This is a genomic window from Pectobacterium sp. CFBP8739 (genome assembly GCF_013449375.1).
Taxonomy (GTDB): Bacteria; Pseudomonadota; Gammaproteobacteria; order Enterobacterales; family Enterobacteriaceae; genus Pectobacterium.
The window spans coordinates 670,333-692,879 of the sequence record NZ_JACDRR010000005.1; the positions used below are offsets into that span (position 1 = coordinate 670,333).

19 protein-coding genes are annotated in these 22,547 nt (G+C 51.4%); 10 read left to right on the forward strand and 9 right to left on the reverse strand.

Translation table 11 applies throughout. The features are described from left to right. The first annotated feature begins 132 nt into the window (after nucleotides 1-132). Complete coding sequence (locus tag H0247_RS03765) at nucleotides 133-345, forward strand: KTSC domain-containing protein (RefSeq protein WP_102118839.1); 213 nt, start codon at nucleotides 133-135, stop codon at nucleotides 343-345. Nucleotides 346-432: 87 nt separating this feature from the next. Here the strand turns inward: H0247_RS03765 and H0247_RS03770 are convergent, their stop codons facing one another. Further along, nucleotides 433-1,521 carry an oxidoreductase gene (locus H0247_RS03770; protein WP_180741301.1) on the reverse strand — a complete coding sequence of 363 codons (1,089 nt, stop codon included), beginning with the start codon at nucleotides 1,519-1,521 and terminating at the stop codon, nucleotides 433-435. Between the two features lie 265 nt (nucleotides 1,522-1,786). On the opposite strand from H0247_RS03770, the gene H0247_RS03775 reads away from it, so the two are divergent. Together H0247_RS03775 and H0247_RS03780 are read left to right on the forward strand one after the other, a co-directional pair. Beyond that, the gene (locus tag H0247_RS03775; protein WP_180741302.1) at nucleotides 1,787-3,298 is read left to right on the forward strand and encodes a sugar ABC transporter ATP-binding protein; all 1,512 of its coding nucleotides are present in this window, start codon (nucleotides 1,787-1,789) and stop codon (nucleotides 3,296-3,298) included. 71 nt (nucleotides 3,299-3,369) lie between these two features. After that, the gene (locus tag H0247_RS03780) at nucleotides 3,370-4,290 is read left to right on the forward strand and encodes an ABC transporter permease (protein WP_219606620.1); all 921 of its coding nucleotides are present in this window, start codon (nucleotides 3,370-3,372) and stop codon (nucleotides 4,288-4,290) included. Nucleotides 4,291-4,713: 423 nt separating this feature from the next. Here H0247_RS03780 and H0247_RS03785 read toward each other — a convergent pair whose 3' ends face one another. The 4 genes from H0247_RS03785 to yieE all read right to left on the reverse strand — a co-directional run bounded on the left by H0247_RS03785 (nucleotide 4,714) and on the right by yieE (nucleotide 11,045). Then, nucleotides 4,714-5,703 carry a 2-hydroxyacid dehydrogenase gene (locus H0247_RS03785; RefSeq protein WP_180741304.1) on the reverse strand — a complete coding sequence of 330 codons (990 nt, stop codon included), beginning with the start codon at nucleotides 5,701-5,703 and terminating at the stop codon, nucleotides 4,714-4,716. 426 nt (nucleotides 5,704-6,129) lie between these two features. Then, the gene (locus H0247_RS03790; protein WP_180741305.1) at nucleotides 6,130-8,247 is read right to left on the reverse strand and encodes a TonB-dependent receptor; all 2,118 of its coding nucleotides are present in this window, start codon (nucleotides 8,245-8,247) and stop codon (nucleotides 6,130-6,132) included. Between the two features lie 314 nt (nucleotides 8,248-8,561). Continuing rightward, nucleotides 8,562-10,037: an amino acid permease gene (locus H0247_RS03795; protein ID WP_180741306.1), complete on the reverse strand. Its 1,476-nt coding sequence runs from the start codon at nucleotides 10,035-10,037 to the stop codon at nucleotides 8,562-8,564. A gap of 135 nt (nucleotides 10,038-10,172) precedes the next feature. Continuing rightward, entirely contained in the window at nucleotides 10,173-11,045 is an 873-nt protein-coding gene (gene yieE, locus H0247_RS03800) for a DNA-binding transcriptional regulator YeiE (RefSeq protein WP_180741307.1), read from the reverse strand. A 120-nt stretch (nucleotides 11,046-11,165) separates the two neighbouring features. Between yieE and H0247_RS03805 the strand changes: the two genes are divergently transcribed. Further along, nucleotides 11,166-12,239 (forward strand): YeiH family protein, encoded by a 1,074-nt coding sequence (locus tag H0247_RS03805; RefSeq protein ID WP_180741308.1) that lies wholly within the window; start codon nucleotides 11,166-11,168, stop codon nucleotides 12,237-12,239. Nucleotides 12,240-12,307: 68 nt separating this feature from the next. Next, nucleotides 12,308-13,156: a deoxyribonuclease IV gene (nfo, locus tag H0247_RS03810; protein ID WP_180741309.1), complete on the forward strand. Its 849-nt coding sequence runs from the start codon at nucleotides 12,308-12,310 to the stop codon at nucleotides 13,154-13,156. Between the two features lie 262 nt (nucleotides 13,157-13,418). On the opposite strand, the gene fruA is transcribed toward nfo, so the two are convergent. The 3 genes from fruA to fruB are packed head-to-tail and all read right to left on the reverse strand — an operon-like array spanning nucleotide 13,419 to nucleotide 17,197. After that, nucleotides 13,419-15,110, reverse strand: a complete 1,692-nt coding sequence (fruA, locus tag H0247_RS03815) for a PTS fructose transporter subunit IIBC (RefSeq protein WP_180741310.1) — start codon at nucleotides 15,108-15,110, stop codon at nucleotides 13,419-13,421. Nucleotides 15,111-15,128: 18 nt separating this feature from the next. Next, the gene (gene fruK / locus H0247_RS03820) at nucleotides 15,129-16,067 is read right to left on the reverse strand and encodes a 1-phosphofructokinase (RefSeq protein WP_014699594.1); all 939 of its coding nucleotides are present in this window, start codon (nucleotides 16,065-16,067) and stop codon (nucleotides 15,129-15,131) included. Beyond that, nucleotides 16,064-17,197, reverse strand: a complete 1,134-nt coding sequence (gene fruB / locus H0247_RS03825; RefSeq protein ID WP_180741311.1) for a fused PTS fructose transporter subunit IIA/HPr protein — start codon at nucleotides 17,195-17,197, stop codon at nucleotides 16,064-16,066. Before fruB ends, fruK begins: the two co-directional genes overlap by 4 nt. A gap of 334 nt (nucleotides 17,198-17,531) precedes the next feature. On the opposite strand from fruB, the gene setB reads away from it, so the two are divergent. Then, nucleotides 17,532-18,710, forward strand: a complete 1,179-nt coding sequence (gene setB, locus H0247_RS03830) for a sugar efflux transporter SetB (RefSeq protein WP_180741312.1) — start codon at nucleotides 17,532-17,534, stop codon at nucleotides 18,708-18,710. Between the two features lie 10 nt (nucleotides 18,711-18,720). On the opposite strand, the gene H0247_RS03835 is transcribed toward setB, so the two are convergent. After that, nucleotides 18,721-18,975 (reverse strand): hypothetical protein, encoded by a 255-nt coding sequence (locus H0247_RS03835; protein ID WP_015839911.1) that lies wholly within the window; start codon nucleotides 18,973-18,975, stop codon nucleotides 18,721-18,723. Between the two features lie 162 nt (nucleotides 18,976-19,137). Between H0247_RS03835 and yeiP the strand changes: the two genes are divergently transcribed. From yeiP to mepS, 4 genes are all read left to right on the forward strand, one after another. After that, complete coding sequence (gene yeiP, locus H0247_RS03840) at nucleotides 19,138-19,710, forward strand: elongation factor P-like protein YeiP (RefSeq protein WP_180741313.1); 573 nt, start codon at nucleotides 19,138-19,140, stop codon at nucleotides 19,708-19,710. 86 nt (nucleotides 19,711-19,796) lie between these two features. Then, the gene (locus H0247_RS03845) at nucleotides 19,797-20,783 is read left to right on the forward strand and encodes a GTP-binding protein (protein ID WP_180741314.1); all 987 of its coding nucleotides are present in this window, start codon (nucleotides 19,797-19,799) and stop codon (nucleotides 20,781-20,783) included. 38 nt (nucleotides 20,784-20,821) lie between these two features. After that, nucleotides 20,822-21,523: a phosphatase PAP2 family protein gene (locus H0247_RS03850; protein ID WP_180741315.1), complete on the forward strand. Its 702-nt coding sequence runs from the start codon at nucleotides 20,822-20,824 to the stop codon at nucleotides 21,521-21,523. A 322-nt stretch (nucleotides 21,524-21,845) separates the two neighbouring features. Further along, nucleotides 21,846-22,427 carry a bifunctional murein DD-endopeptidase/murein LD-carboxypeptidase gene (gene mepS, locus H0247_RS03855; RefSeq protein ID WP_180741316.1) on the forward strand — a complete coding sequence of 194 codons (582 nt, stop codon included), beginning with the start codon at nucleotides 21,846-21,848 and terminating at the stop codon, nucleotides 22,425-22,427. Nucleotides 22,428-22,547 lie beyond the last annotated feature (120 nt).

Here is a 22,547-nt window from a genome sequence, read left to right on the forward strand (position 1 = left end):
TGCTGCTGTTTACCCCCGATATATTTCGAGCTATAACACAATTCTTAAGGTTATAACACAATATAGCCAGAGGGATCGAAAGAGGGGGTATCCCGTCAGGATGCGGCATTGATACGTTGGGAGTGATTAATTTTGCAGAGAAAACGCGTTTCATCAGCAGAGTTGTTTTCAGTCGGATACGATGCAGAAAAAAGCCAATTGGAAGTCGAATTGCTAAATGGGAGCATCTATCTCTACAGCGGCGTCGCGCGCATGATTTATGAAGAGCTTATGGCCAGCAAGACGAAGTACCGTTACTACGCCAGCTTTATCAAAAATTCATTCCCTTACGAGAAAACGCAGTAATTTTTGAAGATAAAGAGCCCTGGCTTTTAAAGATAAATAATAGTTTTTAGGGCGGAGAATACTCTCCTCCCTTCTCTTTCTACTCGGTTATTCCCCAGCCGACTCAACGGTGTTAAACGCTGTCAGCAGAACCTCTTCATTCAGTACCAACGGCAGATAATGAATGGATTCCCCCTCCTGCAAGGTTCGGGCAATAACGGCCTGAAGCGCCGCACGATCGTGAATATCTATATCCAGTGCGGCCAACGAGGTCGGCAAACCAAATACCTTAAACGCCGCTTTCAATTGGCGCAGCGTTTCACGATCCCCCAGCAAAGCGCTCTGCACCAAAATGCCATAGGCCACTTTAGTACCGTGCAGAAAGCGTTCCGTTTGCGGCAACACCGTCAAACCATTATGCACCGCATGCGCCGCTGCCACACGGGTGTAACGCTCACCCAAGCCGCCAACCATGCCGCCGCCGGCAATGATCGCATCGACCACATCCAGAAAGTCCTGCGTCAGTTCACCACGATTGACGGCTTCCAGCGCCGCCTCACTTTGTTGCAGCAACACATTACGGATATCCAGTGCAGCCTGTAACCCCAGTCGGACAGAAAGCGGCAGCGTTTCTGGTTGAGGACTAAGGACGACGGCTTCATACCATTTCGCTAGGGTATCACCGACGCCAGCCAGCAGGTACTCCACCGGTGCTGCCAGCAAAATCCGCGGCTCCACCAGCACCAGATGGTTAGCATCAGTGAAAATCTCGAAGCGCAGCGCCTGTCCGGCATCGTTATACCAGACGGACAGCGGCGTCCAGGCCGCACAAGTCGCCGCAATAGTCGGAATAGCCACCAGCGGCACGCCAATGTGGCGCGCCGCGACCTTCGCGGTATCCAGCACCGCCCCACCACCGACGCCAATAACAACCTGACAGTCATCGCCCGCCTGAGCCACCAGTTTTGCGACTTCCCCCTCACTGCAATGTGCCCCAAACTGAACGCGCTGGGCTGACGGCGCATCGAATTCGGCGGGCAAATACGGGCGCGCCGCCGCAATCGCCCGCTCGCCGTAGATCCACAGTGCGTTTTTCAGCACCTCTGGCGGATAAAATTCCAGCAGCTTATCGATAGCGCCAGAGAAAGAAAAATAGTTGGCGGGGCCAACCTGTACGCGGACTGTCGTTGTGTGCATGTTTACCTTTTCCTCGCCGCGCCCTTTCTTGAGCACGGTTCTTCTTGTATGTTTTTTTGACAGCCGAATATGCTGCGCTACCCTGTTGATAATCCCATCTTATTCACTTGCTTGCGGCAGATTAAGAACTTTTTTGCTTAATTTATACTTTTTCGTTCATAGCCAAACCGGCTCAAACACTTGAAGCTGTATTAAATGCTCTGAGATATGTGCTACCTTTCTTTTCCGTTATTTCATGACCTGACCGCCAAGAACGTTACCGACCATGATTCCTACCCCCCAAAGCCGACTGGAAATGCACAATATTTCCATCTCCTTTTCTGGTTTCCACGCCCTCAAACAGGTTAATTTCACACTGGAAGGTGGTTCGATTCATGCCCTGACTGGCGCAAACGGCGCGGGTAAATCCACGCTCATGACGATCTTATCAGGCGCTTACGATCACTATCAGGGCGACATTCTGATTAATGGCAAGCCGATCGACGTCCATTCACCACGTGATGCCAAACGGTACGGTATTCATCTGGTACAGCAAGAAGTTGATGTCGCGCTGGTTCCCACGCTGTCCGTGGCGGAAAACATTATGCTGGATACGCTGGCGCAGGATGGGCATCTGCTGAGTTGGTCGCAGATATACCGGCAGGCGCAGGCGCTGCTCGATCAGCTTGGCGTTCACCTGAATGTTCGCCAGCGGCTGGATACCTGTTCGCTGGCCGAGAAACAGCAAATTCTGCTCGCCCGCGCCTTGTCCCACGAGTGTCGTTTCCTGATTTTAGATGAACCCACTGCCCCGTTGGATCAGGCTGAAAGTGCACGACTCTTTCAGGTAGTTCGCCGTTTACAAGCCGATGGCATCGGGATCGTGTTTATTTCCCACCGTATTCATGAGCTGAATGAGATCTGCGATACGTTGACCGTTCTGCGTGACGGCGAGTTTGTCAGCAGTGGTGCGATGCAGGGACTCAGCGGCGAAGCCATTGTAGAGAGAATGCTGGGGCACCGGCTTGACGATATCTTCCCACCGCGCCGAGCGACACCTGCCGCAGAGACGCTGCTTCAGGTCACCGGTTTACACGACGAAACGCTGTTGCACAATATTTCTCTTACGCTGCGCAAAGGGGAAATCCTGGGCATTGCCGGGCTGGCTGGTGCAGGGAAAACCGAGCTATGTAAAGCGCTGTTCGGCGCGGAACCCTGCCAGATCGCGCAGGGAGAATATCGAGGTAAACCCTGGCGACCGCATTCGCCGCACCAGTCCGTCGAACAGGGTCTGGCGCTGGTTCCTGAAGAGCGGCGTAAAGAAGGCATTTTTATTGATGAATCTGTCACTATGAATCTGAGCATCACCGCCACCGACAGTTTTTCCCGCTGGGGCATTTTCAGCCGCAGTAAGGCAGTGAGCTGGGCGAAACGGATCGTTGATCAGCTTGTGGTTCGCACCACCGGTCCGGCACAAAAGCTGGCGCGTCTGTCGGGTGGGAATCAGCAGAAAGTGGCGATCGGCAAGTGGTTACACAGTGAAGCACAGGTTCTGATTTTTGATGAACCGACCAAAGGCGTTGATATCAAAGCCAAACAGGACTTGTTCACGCTGATTGACGGCCTCGCCCGTCAGGGAAAAGGCATTATTTATGCCTCGGGCGAGTTTTCCGAACTTGTCGGACTTTGCGATCGCATCTGCGTGCTCTGGGATGGCCGCATTGTCGCAGAGCTGAACGCCGCTGAGATTGACGAAGAAACCTTACTTTTATATTCAACTGGAGGAACTCCCGCGTGAGTCACCCACTTTCATCTAACGGGGCGCTCCCCTTCCGCCACCACGTTTTTGAGTTTCTCTATAAATGGGGCATGCTGATCACGGTTGTCGCACTGATTGCGATCTTCGGGCTGGCATCGGACAACTTTCTCGATCCGTATAACATCATCAATATCCTGCGTTCTATTGCCATCGTTACAGTGATTGCCATTGGTGTTTCGATCTCGCTGTCCGTCGGCGGTTTTGATCTTTCCGTAGGCTCAACGGCGTCGCTGGCCAACGCGCTGGTTATCTCGCTGTTTGTCTGGTACGGATTCGGCACTACGGGTGCGATCGTCCTGACGCTGCTGCTGTGCACGCTGGTCGGGCTATTCAATGCCTTTCTTATCGTCGTACTGAAGATTCCCGATATGCTGGCGACGCTTGCCAGCCTGTTCGTCATTCAGGGCGTGGCGATGACGTACAGCTATGGCGGCTCCATCACGCAGAACATGGTGTTGCCCAGCGGAGAGATGGCGGAGGGCATCATTCCTGAGTTCTTTGCCACGCTAGGTCAGGTACCGGTCATTGTCGTCATCATGCTGGCGGTAACGGTACTGGTGCAGTTGTACCTGTCCCTCACCAAACACGGTCGCCGGATGTACGCCATCGGCGGCAACCCCGAGGCTGCAAGACTGGCTGGCATTCGCACCGCGCGTTATCGGGTACAGGCGTATGTGTTCTCTTCATTACTTGCGGCGCTGGGCGGCATTTTACTGGCGTCACGCATCGGATCTTCTCAGGTCAATGCCGGAGGTGGCTATTTGATGGATGCCGTTGCCGCTGCCTACATTGGTTTCTCGCTGGCGGGATCCGGCAAACCAAACGCGCTGGGTACGCTGCTCGGTGCCGTTATTCTTGGCGTCTTGCAGAATGGGTTGGTGATGCTCTCCGTGCCTTACTACGCCATGGATATCATCAAAGGTCTGGTTCTGGCACTCGCACTGGCAATGACGTATATCCAGAAACGCTGATTCGCACAGACGTCCGCCCCGTGTATCTGAATTCGGGGCGGATTCACCACTCAGCCCACGCCCCTCCGTCATTAAATCGGATTTATCTCACAAAAATATATCATCACATCCGTTTTATTACTCACCCCCGTTATTATTAATCAGTAAACATTTCCTCATGCAACAAAGAGAGTAATCAGAATAATCACAAATAATAGCATTTCGCTTTAGTTTTAATGTGAATAATTTTCATTCTCTCACGGAAATATTTCATTCTTGAGAGGAGATATTCCTTCGCGGATATATGCGTCTGGCGCGGATAATCGATGACAAAAGATTCAATCTGACGAAACGTTCAATTTTAGTAATCAATTAAAATTGATAAATATCATATTTTCGCTGCCGGGCAATATTCCTTTATACCCGGCGAAATCAAACTACAGCTTATTTGTATCCGTTCTGCTGAGCATACTCATCAATATTTTCAATCGTCTTTTCCATCAGTAGTTGCAGCGATGACGCAGACGTCCAGGCGATATGCGGCGTAATCAAAAGGTTCGGCAGGGTTTTCGCCGCGACCATCAATAGATTGTCTTTTTGCGGTGGTTCCTGCGTCAGGCAGTCCAGCGCTGCGCCGGCGATGATGCGCTGCTGTAATGCCTCTACCAGCGCGTGTTCATCAATCAATCCACCTCTGGCGGTGTTAATAATAAACGCGGTGGGCTTACACAGCGCGAGCGTCTCCGCATTAATCAGATGCTGCGTACTTGTATTGAGCGGGCAGTTGAGTGAAATCACATTCGCCAACCGCAGAACATCTTCAAACGGCAGATAACCGGCACGACACTGTGCTGCCCCACGGTGCTCGGCAAAAATCACCTTCATCCCCAGCGCCTGCGCCAGACGTGCGACCTCCCGCCCAATAGTACCCGCCCCGATGATGCCCAGCGTCGCGCCCGCAATGTCTTTGACGGGATGATCAAAATAAGCAAACTGCGATTGGCTGGCCCAGCGATCGCCCAGTTGATCGCGATACCACGCCATCAGACTGTGCTTTAGCGCGAAAATCATGGCTATTACGTGCTCGGACACTGCCTGTGTCGAGTAGTCCGGTACATTCTTGACCGTGATACCCAGTTCTTTGGCAGCAACAAGGTCGATATTGTCGGTTCCCGTTGCCGTCACAGCAATCAGCTTCAACTCAGGCAACGCGGCCAAGGTGTCTCGCGTTAATAGGGCTTTATTCGTGATGATAACGTGGGTGTCTTTTGCTCGGGCGATAACGTGATCGGGCGAAGTGTAGTTATATTCAATCCATTCATGGCGACATTGTGGCCGCCTAAAAGTCGTCTTTTTCAGGAAAATGGTTTCAGGCAGTGAGCCTTTATCCAAAAAGGTAATTTTTAACATCATCATGCCCTGGTTGCTATTCATACACTGATTGCCGATCTCGAGAGCTCCGCAATCGGCAATCACGACAGGTATTCTCATACAAAAATAATGAATTACATTCTCTGTATGACACAAGACAACGAACGCATTAATAACGTTACATTTCCTGCCCCATGGGAAATCCATCACTCCGTAACGTGAAGCGTAGTCAGCATTAAAGCAATTAACAATACCTAATATAATGAATTCCATTCATCGACGTTGTTAACGACGATATTCAGAAATATCACAAAAAAATAATAAGTATTGAAACACAATAGAGAAAGGGAAAAAGAGAATCACGACGACACGTAAACAACGTGAACGTAAATAAGAGCAATAATGGGGCGTGTTGTGATGTGATTCGGCAATGCCGTGGGTTAACTTCCCCGAAACGCCAAAAGCGCCGTTTCGGGGAAAATGTGTCTATCAGAAACTGACGTTCACTGATGCCCAGTAGTTACGACCCGGCATGACATAACCCGTAGTGGAACGATTCGTGTCGAAGTAGTCGCCCGCATAGTAAGTGTTAGTACCCACCGTGTAAGCCTGTACCTGGGAGAAGTCTTTATCCAGTAAATTGTTTACTGTGCCATTCAACGTGACACTTTTCGTCACTTTGTAGGAAGCCCCCATATTCACCACGGTCCACGCTTTGATATCGCTACCGCGCTCATTCGCCACCAGTTTTTGAACATCCGTCAGATTGCCGTAATTGCTGGTAAAACGAGGCGTTTTACCACGATATTCTGCCGCCAGCCAGGAGTTCCACTGCTCGTTGATTTGCCAGTTCAAGCGGGCATTAGCCATATGCTTAGCCGTATTGTTGAACGGAGCACCAGGGTTGCTGCCGCCAATTTGTTCCGTGTGTGTATAGGTATAGTTCAGACCAACGGTCAGCTCAGGTACAACGACGGGGAAAGACGTCGCGAATTCAACACCTTGAGTCCTCGCTTTACCTACATTACGGTAACTGTCTACACCCGTAGAGACGGTAAATGAGTCAATCGCATTTTTATAATGGTTCACGAACCCTGTGATATTCGCTTTTACATTCGCATCGTTTTCATAATACACCCCTGTCTCAAAATTGGTGCTTTCTTCAGGCTTGAGATTTGGGTTGCCGATGGTCGTTGCAGCGCCATTTCTGGCTACGCCACTGACACCATTATGCAATTGCGCAAGAGAAGGCGTTTTGTATCCGGTACTCACACCACCTTTTACCGTCCAGTCATCCGCGACATTCCATACCAGATAAACACGCGGGCTAACATGTCCACCGAAGCTGTCATGTTTTTCATAGCGCGCCCCCAGCGTTAATGACAGCGGGTCAAGCAACTGCCAGTCATCTTCCGCATACAGTGACCAGCTCTTCTGCTCAAAGGTTTCACCGCTATTGACCAGCACAATGCCATCTTTAACACGCGCATCCCAGTATTGTCCCCCAACCGTCAACAGGTGACTGTCACCCAGTGGAGAAACCAGACTGGTATCAAAAATAGTATTGGTATTTTTTAGTGTACGATCGCGCCCAGAGAAGCTACGGTTAGCCGCTGTCAGTGCCGTCGGCGTCAGTACACGTCCGGTATTTTCAGTTTCCGCATAGGACAGGTTAGAGCTCCAGCGGCCAAACGACAGATCGGTATCATGCCCTACCGTCAATTTATTACGTTCATAACGCAGCTCATCACGGTATCCACCACCAACAACACCGATCGGCCCTAACTGACTATTATGGTTATCGTAAGTCTGGCGCGATACATCGCCGTCAACCCATAGGGTATTCGCATCGCTGGTCTTCGCACTCAGCTTGGCACCAATATTATAGTTGTCCGTCTTCGTCGGGAACGGAACGCGCGTATTACCACTTTGGCTCAGCGACGTTACGCTAGACCCTTGACGGTGTTCCAGATTGCCACGTACAGCCAGACTCAATTTATCATTCGCCAATGGCCCAGAAGCATAAATCCCCAGTTTGGAACTGTCGCCCCATTTACTGTGCTCTTGTACCGAGTGCGACAGGTTAACGTTGCCGCGCCATGTTTTGCTGTCTTTCTTGGTGATGATATTGACCACACCGCCCATCGCATCGGAGCCATACAACGTTGACATTGGTCCACGGATCACTTCAATACGCTCAATGGCGGACAAGGGCGGCATAACAGCCGTATTCATCGTCCCAAAACCATTCGGTGTAATATCATCACTCGCGTTCTGGCGCACGCCATCGATCAAAATCAAGGTATAGCTACTGGGCATACCGCGAATGCTGATATCTAAACCACCCGTTTTACCGGTGCCGCCACGTACATCAACCCCTTCCACACCGCTTAGCGCTTCTCCCAAGTCGTGATAGTTTTTCTGGGAAAGCGCCTCTTCACTAATGACAGAAATCGATGCAGGTGCATTTGTTAGTTTCGTTTCATAACCACTGGCGCTGACGACCAGCACATCGTCATTACCTGCTGCTACTGCTGTATTGACTGCTGTTGCTGCGAGTGCCAACGCGACTGCTGTCCTGAGATTAATCAGAGAATTTCCGTTCATGATTCCTCGTTATTTTATTGAGTTTTTTTGCAAAAAATAGTGTAAAGGAATGCATGATAACGTAAATGATAAGTATTAGCATTTTGTATTTCGTTTAACTACCGTTTATAAATGTTGTTTTTCCGCGCATGAATCCCGTTAATTAAGATGTTCAGGAACAACGCGAACGAGATATCTCCGAAACAATCAACATCAAAATATTTGATATAAAAGTGATGATTTCATCAAATAAAAACGCCACTGATAACATGTCATCAGCGGCGTGAATAGAGAGACTCAGGCAAAAGCGGCGTTATTTAACCTCGTTCGCGCAATTAGTCTTTATGATCGGGGTAGGTCATATCCTGATATTTAATAAAGCGCGTTCCACGGCACAGCTTGTAACCGAACCAAATCAGCAGGAACAGCGGGATACCGATGTACGTCGCCGTCACACCATACCAGTCAATTTTGTCTTGCAGAAATGCCTGATAGTTCTGCCCCAACGTAATGATCAGGCAGAGCACAAACGCAAAGATCGGCCCTAGCGGGAAGAAACTTGATTGATAAGGCAAGCGGTTCAGATCATGGCCCTGCATAACGTACCCGCGACGGAAGCGATAATGGCTAATAGCGATCCCCAACCAGGCAATAAAGCCGGTCATACCCGACGTATTCAGTAGCCACAGATAAACCGTTTGGTTGCCATACAAAGAAGACAGGAAACACAGTGCCGCCACTACAGTGGTGGCATACAGCGCATTACGCGGCACGCCGCCTTTTGACAGCTTAGCGAACATGCGCGGCGCTTTGCCTTCCGATGCCAGCGTAAACAGCATACGCGTCGAAGCGTACATCCCGGAGTTACCCGCCGACAGCACCGCGGTCAGGATGACCGCATTCATCACGGCTGCGGCAGACAGCAGGCCCGCGTTCTCAAACACCAGCGTGAACGGGCTTACCGTAATGTCTTTGATGTCATTACGCAGCAGGTTCGGATCGGTATAGGGAATGATTAAGCTGATAATCAGAATCGCGAAGATGTAGAACAGCAGGATGCGCCAGAAAACCTGACGGATGGCACGCGGAATGTTTTTGCTTGGCTCCTGAGATTCCCCTGCCGCCACGCCGATCAGTTCCGTTCCCTGAAAAGAGAAGCCCACGATCATCGCCACACCTATCATGGCAGAGAAGCCGCCAGCAAACGGCGCATCGCCAATTTCCCAGTTATGGAATCCGGCATTTTCCGCACCGCTCATGATGCCCGTAATCATCATCACGCCAACGGCGATGAAAATGATGACCGTCGCCACTTTAATCAGTGAGAACCAGTATTCCGCCTCGCCAAATCCTTTCACGGAAATGTAGTTAAGCAGGAACATCAGCGCCAGGAACAGCGCACTCCAGATCCAGCCGGACACCTCTGGGAACCAATATCCCATCACCAGTTGCGCCGCCACCAGATCGACCGCGATGGTCACCGCCCAGTTGTACCAGTAGTTCCAGCCCAGCGCGAAGCCGAATCCTTCTTCTACATAACGGGAACCATAGCTGGAGAACGAACCGGAAACCGGCATGAACGCCGCCAGCTCGCCCAAACTGGTCATCAGGAAGTAAACCATCAGCCCAATCAGGGCATAAGACAGCAGTGCGCCACCCGGGCCTGCCTGTGAAACCGTCGCACCAGACGCGACAAATAACCCAGTGCCAATCGATCCGCCAATGGCGATCATCGTTAAATGCCGTGCTTTCAGTTCACGGCGCAGGGTCGGTGCGCCCTGTGTAGTTTGTTGAATATCGTGCTGAGCCATTGTTATCCTGCGTGCTCGTGCTAAAAATCGAGGCGGGATTGTAGCAAATAGCGTTGTGCTGAATAGTTAAGATCGTCGAGTTATAAGAGAGCTTAATAACTCACGTCCGATTATTAGCAGCAGAAAATATTTTTGCTATGGCGTTTCACAGCAATAACTCAGGAAACGTTGCAGCACATTTGACAGATGTTTCTGTCGGTGATGTACCAGATACAGCGTCCGCGTGAGTTTAGGCAGCGGCACCTTCAGTTCCACCAGCGAACCTGACGCTAGCTGTTCGGCAATGACATGTCGCGATAGGCAACTGATGCCAATTCCGTGGCGAACCGCATGTTTAATCGCCTCCGAATTACCTAATTCCATGACCAGATGAAAATGCGACAGGTGCGTCAACAGCAGATGATCCAGCACTTCGCGCGTACCTGAGCCACGTTCACGTAGGATCCAATGTGCATCCGCCAGCGCGGTTAATGAGACAGCGCCCCGGCTAAGCGGATGTTCGGGAGAGCAAAACACCACTAGCTCATCTTCCAGCCAGGGCTGTGTAATCAAATCAGGATGATGGCAAGGCCCTTCGATCAAGCCCAAATCGACACTGAATTCAGACACGCGCGTGATCACATCTTTGGTATTGCCGACATGCAATTCCAGCGGAATATCGGGGTAGTCATGGCGATAGCGAGCAATCATTGCTGGCAACAGGTAGTTGCCGATGGTGCTGCTGGCATATATACGCAGCGCCCCATTATCACGGCGGAAAAGCTGTTCAATTTCCATCGACTGTTCAAGCAGTGCCAGCGCTTTGGGGTACAGCAGGCGACCATGCTCATTCACCACCAGACGTTTACCCACTCGGTCGAAAAGTTGAACGCCCAACTGCCCTTCCAAATCCGCCAGCGCCGCGCTGACAGCCGATTGAGACAAGGCAAGCACAACGGAGGCCTGTGTCGTTGAACCACTTTTCAGAACTTCGGCAAAGACTTCCAGCTGACGTAACGTGATATGCATAGTGCGCTCTTTATCTGAAATACTTATAGGTTATAAATATATAATCAATTTCTTTTTTAATCTCGTGGATTATAAGCTGGCTTCTCAATTTTCGGTACGGTCAGAATAGGCACACAATCCATGGCTACTCCTGCGACATTACACACGATGGCCCCGCCCGATGGAGCAAAAGCGCGATTACTCGGTCTGCTATTAGTCAGTTTAATAACTTTTTCACTCCTCTGGCTGGCAAATATTCCGAAAATCGCCCACTGGGGGCCGGGTTCGCTGACATTAGCGATCCTGATAGGAATCGTGCTGGGAAACAGCATTTATCCACGTATTCATCCGCTGTGTAATCCGGGCGTGCAGTGGGCCAAACAGCATTTACTCCGCTGGGGCATCATACTTTATGGCTTTCGTCTCAGCTTTCAGCAGATTACTGCCGTTGGCGTGACTGGCGTCGCCGTCGATCTTACCGTGGTCACGCTGACGTTTTTACTCGCCTGCTGGATAGGGAAACGCTGGCTGAAGCTCAACAATGAAACCGTGATTCTCATCGGTGCTGGCAGCAGCATCTGCGGTGCGGCAGCCATCATGGCAACCGCGCCGGTTGTCAAAGCGTCCAGCAATGCGATTGCCGTCGCCGTTTCCACCGTGGTGATTTTCGGTACGACAGCCATGTTTTTGTACCCGTGGCTTTATCAGCTCAATCTCGACCATCACTGGATTGACGTCACACCACAGATCGTCGGTCTGTACTTCGGCTCAACGATACACGAAGTCGCTCAGGTCGTTGCTGCCGGACATGCCGTTGATGGTGCGACGGAAAACATCGCCGTCATCAGCAAAATGCTGCGCGTGATGATGCTAGCCCCTTTCCTTCTCATTCTTGGGTTTTACCTGAAAAAAACGACACAAAAAAGTGATACGCAAGATGCGGTTCCACTGATGTTCCCGTGGTTTGCACTGGGATTTATCGCCGTAGCGGCCTTCAACTCCTTCCAGCTACTTTCTCCTGCGCTCGTCACGCAGTTGGTACAACTCGATAATGTGCTGTTGACCATGGCGATGGTTGCGCTGGGGCTCACAACCCGATTCAGCGCCATTCGTCAGGCAGGCGCAAAACCGCTGCTGCTGGCTCTCGTTTTATTTATCTGGCTGGTGGTTGGCGGTGCAGGAATTAATCTGTTCTTCGATCATTTATTCGGCTAACGATAAATTATTTACCTGTTAACGTCCCATTAACCTGCATAATGTTGTCGTTATCAGAGGAGAGCAACATGAAATACATTGGGGCGCACGTTAGCGCATCTGGCGGAGTCGATCAGGCCGTAATTCGCGCACATGAAATAAAAGCGACGGCTTTCGCGTTATTTACCAAGAATCAGCGCCAATGGCAGGCCGCGCCACTCAGCGCCGAGGTCATCGACCGTTTTAAAGCCGCTTGTGAGCAGTATGCGTATACGTCAGCACAGATTCTACCCCACGACAGCTATCTGATTAATCTGGGTCACCCAGACGCCGAGGCGCTGGAGAAGTCACGCATCGCGTTTATTGATGAAATGTCTCGGTGCCAACAGCTTGGGCTAAGCCTCCTGAATTTTCATCCCGGCAGCCATCTAAAGCAGATCGAGGAAGCTGACTGTCTGGCACGTATTGCCGAATCCATCAATATCGCGCTGGCGGAAACGGACGGCGTCACCGCCGTGATTGAAAACACCGCCGGGCAAGGCAGTAATTTGGGGTTCCGCTTTGAACATTTGGCAGCCATCATCGATGGCGTAGAAGATAAAAGCCGCGTCGGCGTCTGTATCGATACCTGTCACGCCTTCGCTGGCGGCTACGACCTGCGGACGGAAGCAGATTGCGCGGCCACCTTTGCTGAGTTTGATCGCATTGTTGGGTTCCGCTATCTACGCGGAATGCACTTGAATGATGCGAAAAGCGCGTTCGCCAGTCGCGTTGACCGTCACCATAGTCTGGGAGAAGGTAATATCGGCAAAACAGCCTTCAGCTATATCATGAAAGATGCCCGCTTTGATGGTATCTCGATGATTTTGGAGACAATCAACCCTGACATCTGGGCCGACGAAATCGCCTGGCTCAAATCTGAAGCGAATGCTGATTAACCTTTTTATCTCATAACGTTGCTAGTCGACTGTACCAAGCGGAAGTCATGGATAGACCATAAAGACGCGGTGAATGCCTATATATGGACGCTCAAACGCTTTACTCTTCTATCCCATTCCCCCGTTTCCGTTCCTCGGATCGCTTTTCTTGCGTCTGGGGTAGAGTCCATAAAAAAGCGCCAGTTGGTTTTAAGCAACTGGCGCTATCTCATCCACATCCTTGTGTTATGGCATTACTTTTTATTCACGCCGATGATCAAACTTACGCAACTTTTGCCAGTTGTTCATCAGAGCGTTTCAGCAGTGCGTACAGCACACCAGCGACGACAGTACCCGCAATGATCGCTAACAGGTAGCCGATAACCGGCGTAATCGCGCCAGGAATCAACAGCACGAACAGACCGCCGTGTGGTGCCATCAACTTAGCGCCCACCGCCATTGACAGCGCACCAGTCAGTGCCCCACCGAGGATGCAGCAAGGCAGAACACGCATCGGGTCACGCGCCGCGTAAGGAATCGCCCCTTCAGAGATAAAGCACAGGCCCAGTACAAACGCCGCTTTGCCCCCTTCACGCTCGGTCGGGTTGAATTTCTTACTTGCCAGCACGGTTGCCAGCCCCATCGCCAGTGGTGGCACCATACCCGCAGCCATAACGGCGGCCATTGGCGCGTAAATCTGGCTACTGAGCAAGGTGGTACCGAAGACGTAAGCCACTTTGTTAACCGGGCCGCCCATATCCGTACACATCATTGCACCTAGGATCGCACCCAGAATCACCGCGTTTGCCGTGCCCATGGATTGCAGCCAGCCTGTCAGGCCAGTCAGGATTTTCGCCACCGGCGTACCGACGACATAAATCATGATAAGGCCGGTGATCAGCGTAGCAAATAGCGGAATAATCAGAATCGGTTTTAGTGCCGTCAGACTTTGCGGCAGGATCAGCTTATTGTTGATCGCTTTGGCCACATAACCCGCCAGGAAACCCGCGATGATCCCACCGAGGAAGCCCGCACCTGTACTCACCGCTAACATCCCGCCAACCAGACCTGGCGTTAAGCCCGGACGATCCGCAATGGAGAAAGCGATATAGCCCGCCAGCACAGGCACCATCAGCGCGAAGGCAGAACCGCCACCGATCTTCATCAGCGCCGCGGCCAGCGTACCTTCCTGTTTAAAGGCCTCAATACCAAAGACAAACGACAGGGCGATACACAGACCACCCGCCACCACCATCGGCAACATATAGGATACGCCGGTCAGCAGGTGACGATAGGGACCCGTTCCGCCTTTCTGCGCAGACTCGTTAGCACTTGATGCACTGGTTTGCCCAGACGGCTGATACACTTTCGCTTCAGCCTGTGCTTTATCTAACTCCTGCGCCGTCTTCTTCAGTGCCAGCCCTGTGGAAGTGCGATACATCTTCTTACCGGCAAATTTCGCCAGATCGACTTCAATATCCGCAGCAACGATCACCAGATCGGCCTGCTCCACTTCTTCTGGGGTAATCGCATTGCCCGCACCCACGGAGCCACGCGTTTCCACTTTAACCCACCAGCCGCGTTTTTTCGCTTCGCTTTCAATCGCTTCTGCGGCCATAAACGTGTGCGCGACGCCAGTCGGACACGCTGTTACGGCAACAATACGCTTAGCAGCAGCGGGTTGCTGAACGGAAGCTGACGGGACGGCCTGATACGTCGTTGCTTCAGCCTGTGCCTTCGCCAAAAAGACTTCCGGCTGCGAAACAGCAAGTTCGATGTCACCGACATAAACTCGCTTGCCATTCAGTGCGCTGTCCGCCGCAGCGGATGCACCCAGAACGATTGCCAGTTCAGCGTCGTTAGCCTGTTCTGTAAACGTCACCCCTGCTTTCGCAGCGGCAGCGCCGAGTAGGTTCTTCACCAGTTGGCTTCTCGCCAGGCCCAGTGATTTATCCAAAATCAGCAGCGTTTTCATTGTTTATCTCCTGCTGTATCAGTTAAAGGGTTTCAGGTCGACGCGCGCCATCATCGCGGCCAACTGAGGACGATCGGTAATACCAACATTACTTTGGCTCACAGCCAGTGCTGAAACGGCCGTCGCCAAACGCAGAGTGTGCTCACTGGACTCACGCATTAATAAGCCATAAATCAACCCCCCAACCATGGAGTCGCCCGCACCTACCGTACTTACCACATCACAAGCTGGTGGCAAAGCCCGCCACGCACCCGATGCATTCACCCACAGCGCACCTTCCGCACCCAGTGAGATCACAACATGTGCAATACCCTGTTCACGCAGCGCGTGAGCGGCATCCACCACATCAGCCAGTGTAGGTAATTTACGCCCAGCCCATATTTCCAACTCCCGACGGTTTGGTTTCACCAACCAGGGAGAAGCTTTCAATCCCGCAACCAGCGCTTCACGGCTGCTGTCGAAAATAATGCAAGGACACTGCGTACGCAAACGAGACATCCAGTCGGTAAACGCATCAGGATCGACGCCAGCAGGCAGACTGCCGCTCACCGCAACCATGTCGAACTGCCCCAGCCAGCTCAGCGAATCATTGACGAAACGCTGCCAGTCCTGCTGTGTCACTTCAAAACCGGAAAAGTTGAAGTCGGTGACGTCACCATCTTTTTCGGTTAATTTGACATTAATACGCGTACGTCCTGGCACAACCTGGAAACGGTTAGCAATGCCCAGCTCGCTGAACAGTTGCTGAAAACCATCCTGATTGTCTTTCCCCAGAAAGCCACCTACCGTGACATCAATCCCGAGATCTTTCAGCACCTTGGCAACGTTAATGCCTTTGCCTGCGGCGTGCAGACCCGCTGTCTGAACCAGATTGACTTCGCCTTTCTCAACTTCCGGGCAATAGCCAACCAGATCATAAGCTGGATTCAGGGTGATTGTGGCTACTCTCCTGCTCATGCGGCCCCCTCGCCCAAACCGGACGTAATCGCGTCGCCAATAGCAGCCAGTGCTTGTTCTGCATCGCTACCGCTGGCGGTGAAGCGCAGTTTGTGACCTTTTTTCACGCCCAGCGCGACGACTTTCATCAGGCTGCGGCCATTTGCCGGTTTGCCTGTGCCATCCAGGTTGGTGACGGTAATGTCACTGCTGAACTGCTTGATCACGTTCACCAGCATCGTTCCCGGACGCGCGTGCAGGCCGTGTTCGTTACGAATGGTAAATTCTGCCGTCAGCACTTCGCTTTCTTCCGGTACATCGCTAGTCAAGAGAGCCAGCAGCGTCGGTGCGTCAGCCGTCAGCAAACGTTCTGCTTTTTGTGCAACCAGCAGGTTACTCAGGTAATCGATCGGCGCAAAAGCCTGATCGTCAGCCGCCGCTACCGTGACCAATAACGCCACGTTTTCACCGTCAACGCTGAAAGGCGTCGCAGGACGAGCCACGGCTGCCGCGCTGCTGAGATTACCGACAGCGCTATCGCTGAACCATACACCTTGCCCCAGATTCAGCGGCTTGTTGCTGACAGTGGTGCTGACGAAGCTAGCGTCTGCTGCGCCGACCTGCTGAAGACGACCGGCATTCAGCGCCTGAAGCGTCAGCAGATTATCGGTCGCCACATCCAGCGCAATCAGCGAGGTATCAAAGCGGAATTCCGCCAGTTGTTGCTCGCCCATCAGCAGGCTACGCAATTCTTCTGCTGATGTGGTGCTTGCCAAACGTGCTGCTACGCGATCGTCACTCAGGACGTGAGTCAACTGACGCAGCAGCGCAAGGTGTTCATCAGAGCGTGCTGCAATCCCCAACACCACGTAGGCGGTTTGATCTTCACCCCAGGCGATCCCCTGAGGAAATTGAAATACTTGAACCCCGGTCTTCAATACCAGATCGCGGGTATCGGTGGTGCCGTGAGGGATAGCAATGCCGCTTCCCAAATAGGTGGATGTTTGCTGTTCACGCTGGAGCATGCCGTCGACATACCCTGCGTTAACGCACCCGGCATCGGTCAGTGCTGAAGCAACAAGCTGGATAGCTTCCTGCTTATTACTCGCCGCTGCGCCCAAATGAATATCTTGCTGTGACAACTGGAACATGGCTCTCCTCTCTTGCTGAAAGATGAATCGTTTCAGCTTTTATGAGAAAAAAATGTGTCGATTGTTAGGGCGTTTCAAAAAAAATCCCGCTGAAACGTTTCAAAAGTCTCATTCCATTACGCCATTTATGCAAGCTTTCTACGCTGCTGACGTAACAGAATTTTGACATCACGCACATTTTAACGTGGATGATGCACTGCCCGCCAACAAAAATCCGCAAAAGGCTGAAGCCGTGCTGACGAAAAATAATGAAACAAGATTTCTGTTTCATTATAAACCCGAGTAGACTGTCGCGCTCGACAGCCTCTGCCTATTTTCCAAGCGCTATCAATTTATGTTCACTCCAGCAAACACAACACGACGCCCGCTTGACCTGACATCGTCAGCCTTCTTGGTTATTGCCTTTCTGACCGGAACAGCCGGCGCCCTGCAACTTCCTACGCTCAGCCTCTTCCTTTCCAGCGAAGTGCAGGCTCGTCCTTTCCTCGTGGGGATGTTTTATACCGGCAGTGCGGTTATCGGCATTATCGTCAGTCAAATGCTGGCCACGCGCTCAGACCGACAGGGCGATCGCAAATCGCTGATCTTCGTCTGCTGCCTGCTGGGTGCATTGGCCTGCATATTGTTTGCTTGGAATCGTAACTACTTTATTCTGCTTTTTATCGGCGTTCTGCTGAGCAGCTTTGGTTCAACGGCAAACCCACAGCTCTTTGCGCTGGCCCGAGAGCACGCGGACAAAACCGGCCGAGAAGCGGCGATGTTCAGCTCCATCCTCCGCGCCCAGATTTCTCTTGCCTGGGTTGTTGGCCCCCCTATCGCTTTTGCGCTGGCGCTAGGGTTCGGCTTCACGACGATGTATCTGACCGCTGCGGTCGTCTTTATCTTATGCGGTATTCTGGTCAAATTTTTCCTGCCTTCCATGCCCAAAGCTGTGGAAAAAACCACCTCGACACTGGAATCGCCACGTCGTAATCGCCGGGACACGCTCTTGCTGTTCGTTGCTTGTACCTTAATGTGGACCTGCAACGGCATTTACCTCATTAATATGCCGCTGTATCTGGTGCATGAACTGCATCTGCCGGAGAAGCTGGCGGGGATCATGATGGGTGTGGCGGCTGGGCTGGAAATTCCGGTCATGCTGATTGCCGGTTACGTTGCTAAACGCTTCGGGAAACGTTTCCTGATGCGGCTTGCCGTGGCCTCTGGGCTGCTATTTTTCGGCGGTTTGCTGGTTCTCGATGGGGAAATTGCCCTGCTGGGGTTACAAGTGCTGAATGCCATTTTCATTGGTATTTTGGCCGGAATCGGCATGCTTTACTTTCAGGACTTGATGCCCGGGCAGGCCGGTGCTGCCACCACGTTGTTCACCAACACTACGCGCGTTGGCTGGATCATCTCTGGTTCACTGGCAGGTATTGTTGCGGAAATCTGGAACTATCACGCCGTCTTCTTCTTCGCGCTGCTGATGATCATCGGCGCCATCTATTGTATGTGGCGTATCAAAGACGCCTGATCGTCGTACGTTAAGGCGCAGTGTCAGCTTCCAGTTTAAGCAGATAAACCATCGCCTCGTCCCGATGGCTGAAACACATATCTGCGCGCGGCTGTAGCCCAGCACAGACGGCGGGCCGCAACGGTGAATGAAATAGTCCGCAGCGCATCGCGTCATCAAGATGGATACAGGGCGTGTTCGCGGGCTTGCCGTGCGGCAGCCCCGGCATAGGGGTCGAAATCGATGGCGCGGTACAACAAGCACCGCAATGGGAGCGACAGTCCATCAGCAAACTCTCCGGTGGGCTGACAAGAAGTAAGAGCGCCACGATAGCAGTCTCGTCGTCAAAAACCAATATCAGCTCCCTTCATCTTATCACTTGCCTGAACTCTTCGGCGCGAGTAACGTGTCGCCACAAAAATCACACTCCCTATAGCAGGAAATTTTTATGGCAAGAGCGAACGAGATTAAACGCGGTATGGTCGTTAACTATAACGACAAGTTATTGCTGGTAAAGGACATCGACGTCCAGAGCCCCAGCGCCCGCGGTGCCAGCACACTGTACAAAATGCGCTTTTCTGACGTGCGCACGGGGTTGAAAGTGGAAGAGCGTTTTAAAGGCGATGATATTCTCGACACCATCACGCTGACGCGCCGCACGGTCACCTTCTCTTATATTGACGGCGATGAATACGTCTTTATGGATGATGAAGACTACACCCCTTACCTCTTCAAAAAAGATCAAATAGAAGAAGAACTGCTGTTTATCCCTGAAGGCGGCATGCCGGGGATTCAGGTATTGAGCTGGGACGGCCAGATCATCGCGCTGGAACTGCCACAAACGGTCGATCTGGAAATCATTGAGACGGCACCAGGCATTAAAGGCGCCTCCGCCAGTGCGCGCAACAAACCTGCCACCATGAGTACAGGGCTGACCATTCCAGTGCCAGAGTATCTGAGCGCGGGCGAAAAGATCCGTATTCATATTCCAGAACGTCGCTACATGGGTCGCGCAGACTAACATTCTATATTGTGCTTTCCGCACAATACGTGTCGCCGGATGATCTATCCGGCACATGTCAACTCACCCCTGCATAGGAGCCGGCCATGCTAACGAAAGTCAATTTGATCACAGGTTTTCTCGGTAGCGGAAAAACCACCACGATTCGTCATCTTCTGTCGCAAAAGCCTGAAAACGAAGTCTGGGCAGTGCTGGTCAATGAATTCGGCGAAGTGGGTATTGACGGTGCGTTACTGGCGGACAGCGGCGCTGTATTGAAAGAGATTCCCGGCGGCTGCATGTGCTGCGTGAACGGGCTACCTATGCAGGTTGGCCTGAATATGCTACTGCAACAGAAGAAACCCCACCGCCTGCTCATTGAACCAACAGGGCTCGGTCACCCGAAACAAATTCTCTCCTTGCTGACGAGTGATATCTATCAGCCCTGGCTGACATTGCAGGCTACGCTATGTCTTCTGGATGCGCGTCAATTGAGTGATACTCGCTATACGGAAAATGAGAACTTCCGCGATCAGCTTGCCGCCGCGGATATGATTATCGCCAACAAACGCGATACTTATACCGCCGACGATCTCACGGCCTTACAACAGTGGCAGCAGGCAAACAGCGACGGTCGGCAAATTATCGAGGCGAGTCAGGGAAGTGTTGACTGGCAACTGCTGGACCAGCCTAGATATAACGTACGTGAATTGCCGGACGGTACACATCACCATGCGCATCAGCCCAAAAATGGCCTAGCCGCGCTGCAATTACCGGGTGGGCAATCTTGGCGACGTTCGCTCAATCAGGGACAGGGCTACCACGCCTGTGGCTGGATATTCGCACCTGAAACCGCTTTTGATACCGCCGCCCTGCTGGACTGGGTTCGTCTTTCTCCTGTGAGTCGGGTTAAAGGGGTGATGCGTATAAAGGAAGGGACGCTCGTCGTGAACCGTCAGGGACACGATTTGCATATAGAAACCCGATCGGCAGCACCGATTGATAGCCGTATCGAAGTCATCAATGAAACACCAGCCGAATGGAATACGTTACAAGCCTCGCTGTTAAAGGCTCGTTTAGCTAACGCGGAGTAAACTGGAGTTTTTCGTCTTTAATTTGGATGCTTTACCTTATGTCTTTTGCTCGTTTTTCTTCTATTTTAGTGCTCAACCTGTTGGGCATCAGTCTATTTTTATCCTGGTTTCTACCGGAAAATCATGGTTTTTGGCTCACGATCGACAGCCATATTTTTTTCTATTTCAACCGTCTCTTAGTCGATAGTCCGGCGTTTTTACATCTGGTTGCCATTACTAACAATCGCGCTTTTGACGGCTGTGCGCTCATTGCGATGGGCCTACTGTATCTGTCGTTTTATCTGAAAGCCACGCCAGCAGAACGTCGCCGTTTATTAGCCATCGGATTTGTCATGCTGTTAACTGCCGTCGTGCTGAATCAGGCAGGACATTTCTTACCGGTACAACACGCCAGCCCGACACTCTATTTTAGCGACGTCAACCGCGTTTCAGACCTAACCGGTATTCCAACCAAAGATGCGTCATCAGACAGTTTCCCTGGCGACCACGGCATGATGCTGATGATCTTTGCTGCTTTTATGCTGCGCTATTTCACCCGTACCGCTTTTGCTATCGGTCTGGCCATCACGGTGATTTTCTCATTACCTCGCATTATGATTGGCGCGCATTGGTTTACCGATATTGCAGTCGGTTCGCTCTCAGTTGTTCTGGTCGGCCTGAGCTGGTGGCTATTAACGCCAGCAAGCGATGCCGCTATTAACCTGTTAAACCGACTATTACCTAAAAAATCGACAGTATAAATTCCTATGATTTCAGATTTTTTACATCGACATTTTTTAGCTGAACACATCATTAAATCTTATAAATAAAATAGTTAAAACTTCTCGCAATCCTGCTGCTGTTGCGGTAGTCTCGTTCAAGTTTGCTTTTTAGCGCATATTGAATTGGCAGCGGCAAGAGAAATAATGTGCATTCCAACACATTTTCGCCGATGAGTGTTTGGCTAAGAAGAAACTCTGTTTTAGTCTGAGTCTCGTTTTCGTTTGGCCTTTATACCCCAGAAAAATGGGGATACTACATAGCGATATTTATCGTTAAGGACAGCAAGGGAACATAACAATAATGGTCAAGTCTCAACCGATTCTGAGATATATCTGGCGGGCAGTGCCTGCCGTCGCGGTGGCAATGATGCTCTCCGCATGTGGAAGTAACAGTGCATACAACCATAAAGCTCAAACTGATATGCGTGCAGTTAATGACAAAGATAGTCTTTTACTGCAAGCCTCTCAGGATGAATTTGAAGCATTAGTGCGTAATGTGGACATCAAGTCCAAATTACTCAACCAATATGCCAGTTGGAAAGGCGTTCGTTATCGCTTAGGCGGTGATAGCCGTGGTGGCATTGATTGCTCAGCTTTCGTTCAGCGCACATTCCGCGAACAGTTTGGTATGGATTTACCGCGTTCAACCTATGAGCAGCAAGAGATGGGCCAAAAAATTCAGCGCAACAAACTGCGCGTTGGCGATCTTGTGCTGTTCCGTGCGGGTTCAACCGGACGCCACGTTGGTATTTATCTCGGCAACGATCAGTTCGTCCATGCGTCAACCAGCAGCGGCGTCATTATTTCTAAAATGACGGAAGACTACTGGGATAAACGTTATCAGGAAGGACGGCGTGTTCTGAGCAAAGGAAAAACCAGCTAAACAATATTGCTCCCTTGCTGTGATATTGTTTTTAGTAAAAGAACTTTGCTGTTAGCCAACGAAACCAGACAACATCAACGCCGCTTATCACCACAAGCGGCGTTTTTTTATGATGGACAT

Bases quoted from the DNA above. Each gene is read 5' to 3' on its own strand.
- H0247_RS03770 (WP_180741301.1), bottom strand. From the start codon at position 1,521: ATGCACACAACGACAGTCCGCGTACAGGTTGGCCCCGCCAACTATTTT.
- H0247_RS03795 (WP_180741306.1), bottom strand. From the start codon at position 10,037: ATGGCTCAGCACGATATTCAACAAACTACACAGGGCGCACCGACCCTG.
- fruB (WP_180741311.1), bottom strand. From the start codon at position 17,197: ATGTTCCAGTTGTCACAGCAAGATATTCATTTGGGCGCAGCGGCGAGT.
- fruA (WP_180741310.1), bottom strand. From the start codon at position 15,110: ATGAAAACGCTGCTGATTTTGGATAAATCACTGGGCCTGGCGAGAAGC.
- yieE (WP_180741307.1), bottom strand. From the start codon at position 11,045: ATGCATATCACGTTACGTCAGCTGGAAGTCTTTGCCGAAGTTCTGAAA.
- mepS (WP_180741316.1), top strand. From the start codon at position 21,846: ATGGTCAAGTCTCAACCGATTCTGAGATATATCTGGCGGGCAGTGCCT.
- setB (WP_180741312.1), top strand. From the start codon at position 17,532: ATGTTCACTCCAGCAAACACAACACGACGCCCGCTTGACCTGACATCG.
- H0247_RS03785 (WP_180741304.1), bottom strand. From the start codon at position 5,703: ATGAATAGCAACCAGGGCATGATGATGTTAAAAATTACCTTTTTGGAT.
- H0247_RS03835 (WP_015839911.1), bottom strand. From the start codon at position 18,975: ATGGACTGTCGCTCCCATTGCGGTGCTTGTTGTACCGCGCCATCGATT.
- H0247_RS03845 (WP_180741314.1), top strand. From the start codon at position 19,797: ATGCTAACGAAAGTCAATTTGATCACAGGTTTTCTCGGTAGCGGAAAA.
- yeiP (WP_180741313.1), top strand. From the start codon at position 19,138: ATGGCAAGAGCGAACGAGATTAAACGCGGTATGGTCGTTAACTATAAC.
- H0247_RS03850 (WP_180741315.1), top strand. From the start codon at position 20,822: ATGTCTTTTGCTCGTTTTTCTTCTATTTTAGTGCTCAACCTGTTGGGC.
- nfo (WP_180741309.1), top strand. From the start codon at position 12,308: ATGAAATACATTGGGGCGCACGTTAGCGCATCTGGCGGAGTCGATCAG.
- H0247_RS03790 (WP_180741305.1), bottom strand. From the start codon at position 8,247: ATGAACGGAAATTCTCTGATTAATCTCAGGACAGCAGTCGCGTTGGCA.
- H0247_RS03780 (WP_219606620.1), top strand. From the start codon at position 3,370: ATGCTGATCACGGTTGTCGCACTGATTGCGATCTTCGGGCTGGCATCG.
- fruK (WP_014699594.1), bottom strand. From the start codon at position 16,067: ATGAGCAGGAGAGTAGCCACAATCACCCTGAATCCAGCTTATGATCTG.
- H0247_RS03805 (WP_180741308.1), top strand. From the start codon at position 11,166: ATGGCTACTCCTGCGACATTACACACGATGGCCCCGCCCGATGGAGCA.
- H0247_RS03775 (WP_180741302.1), top strand. From the start codon at position 1,787: ATGATTCCTACCCCCCAAAGCCGACTGGAAATGCACAATATTTCCATC.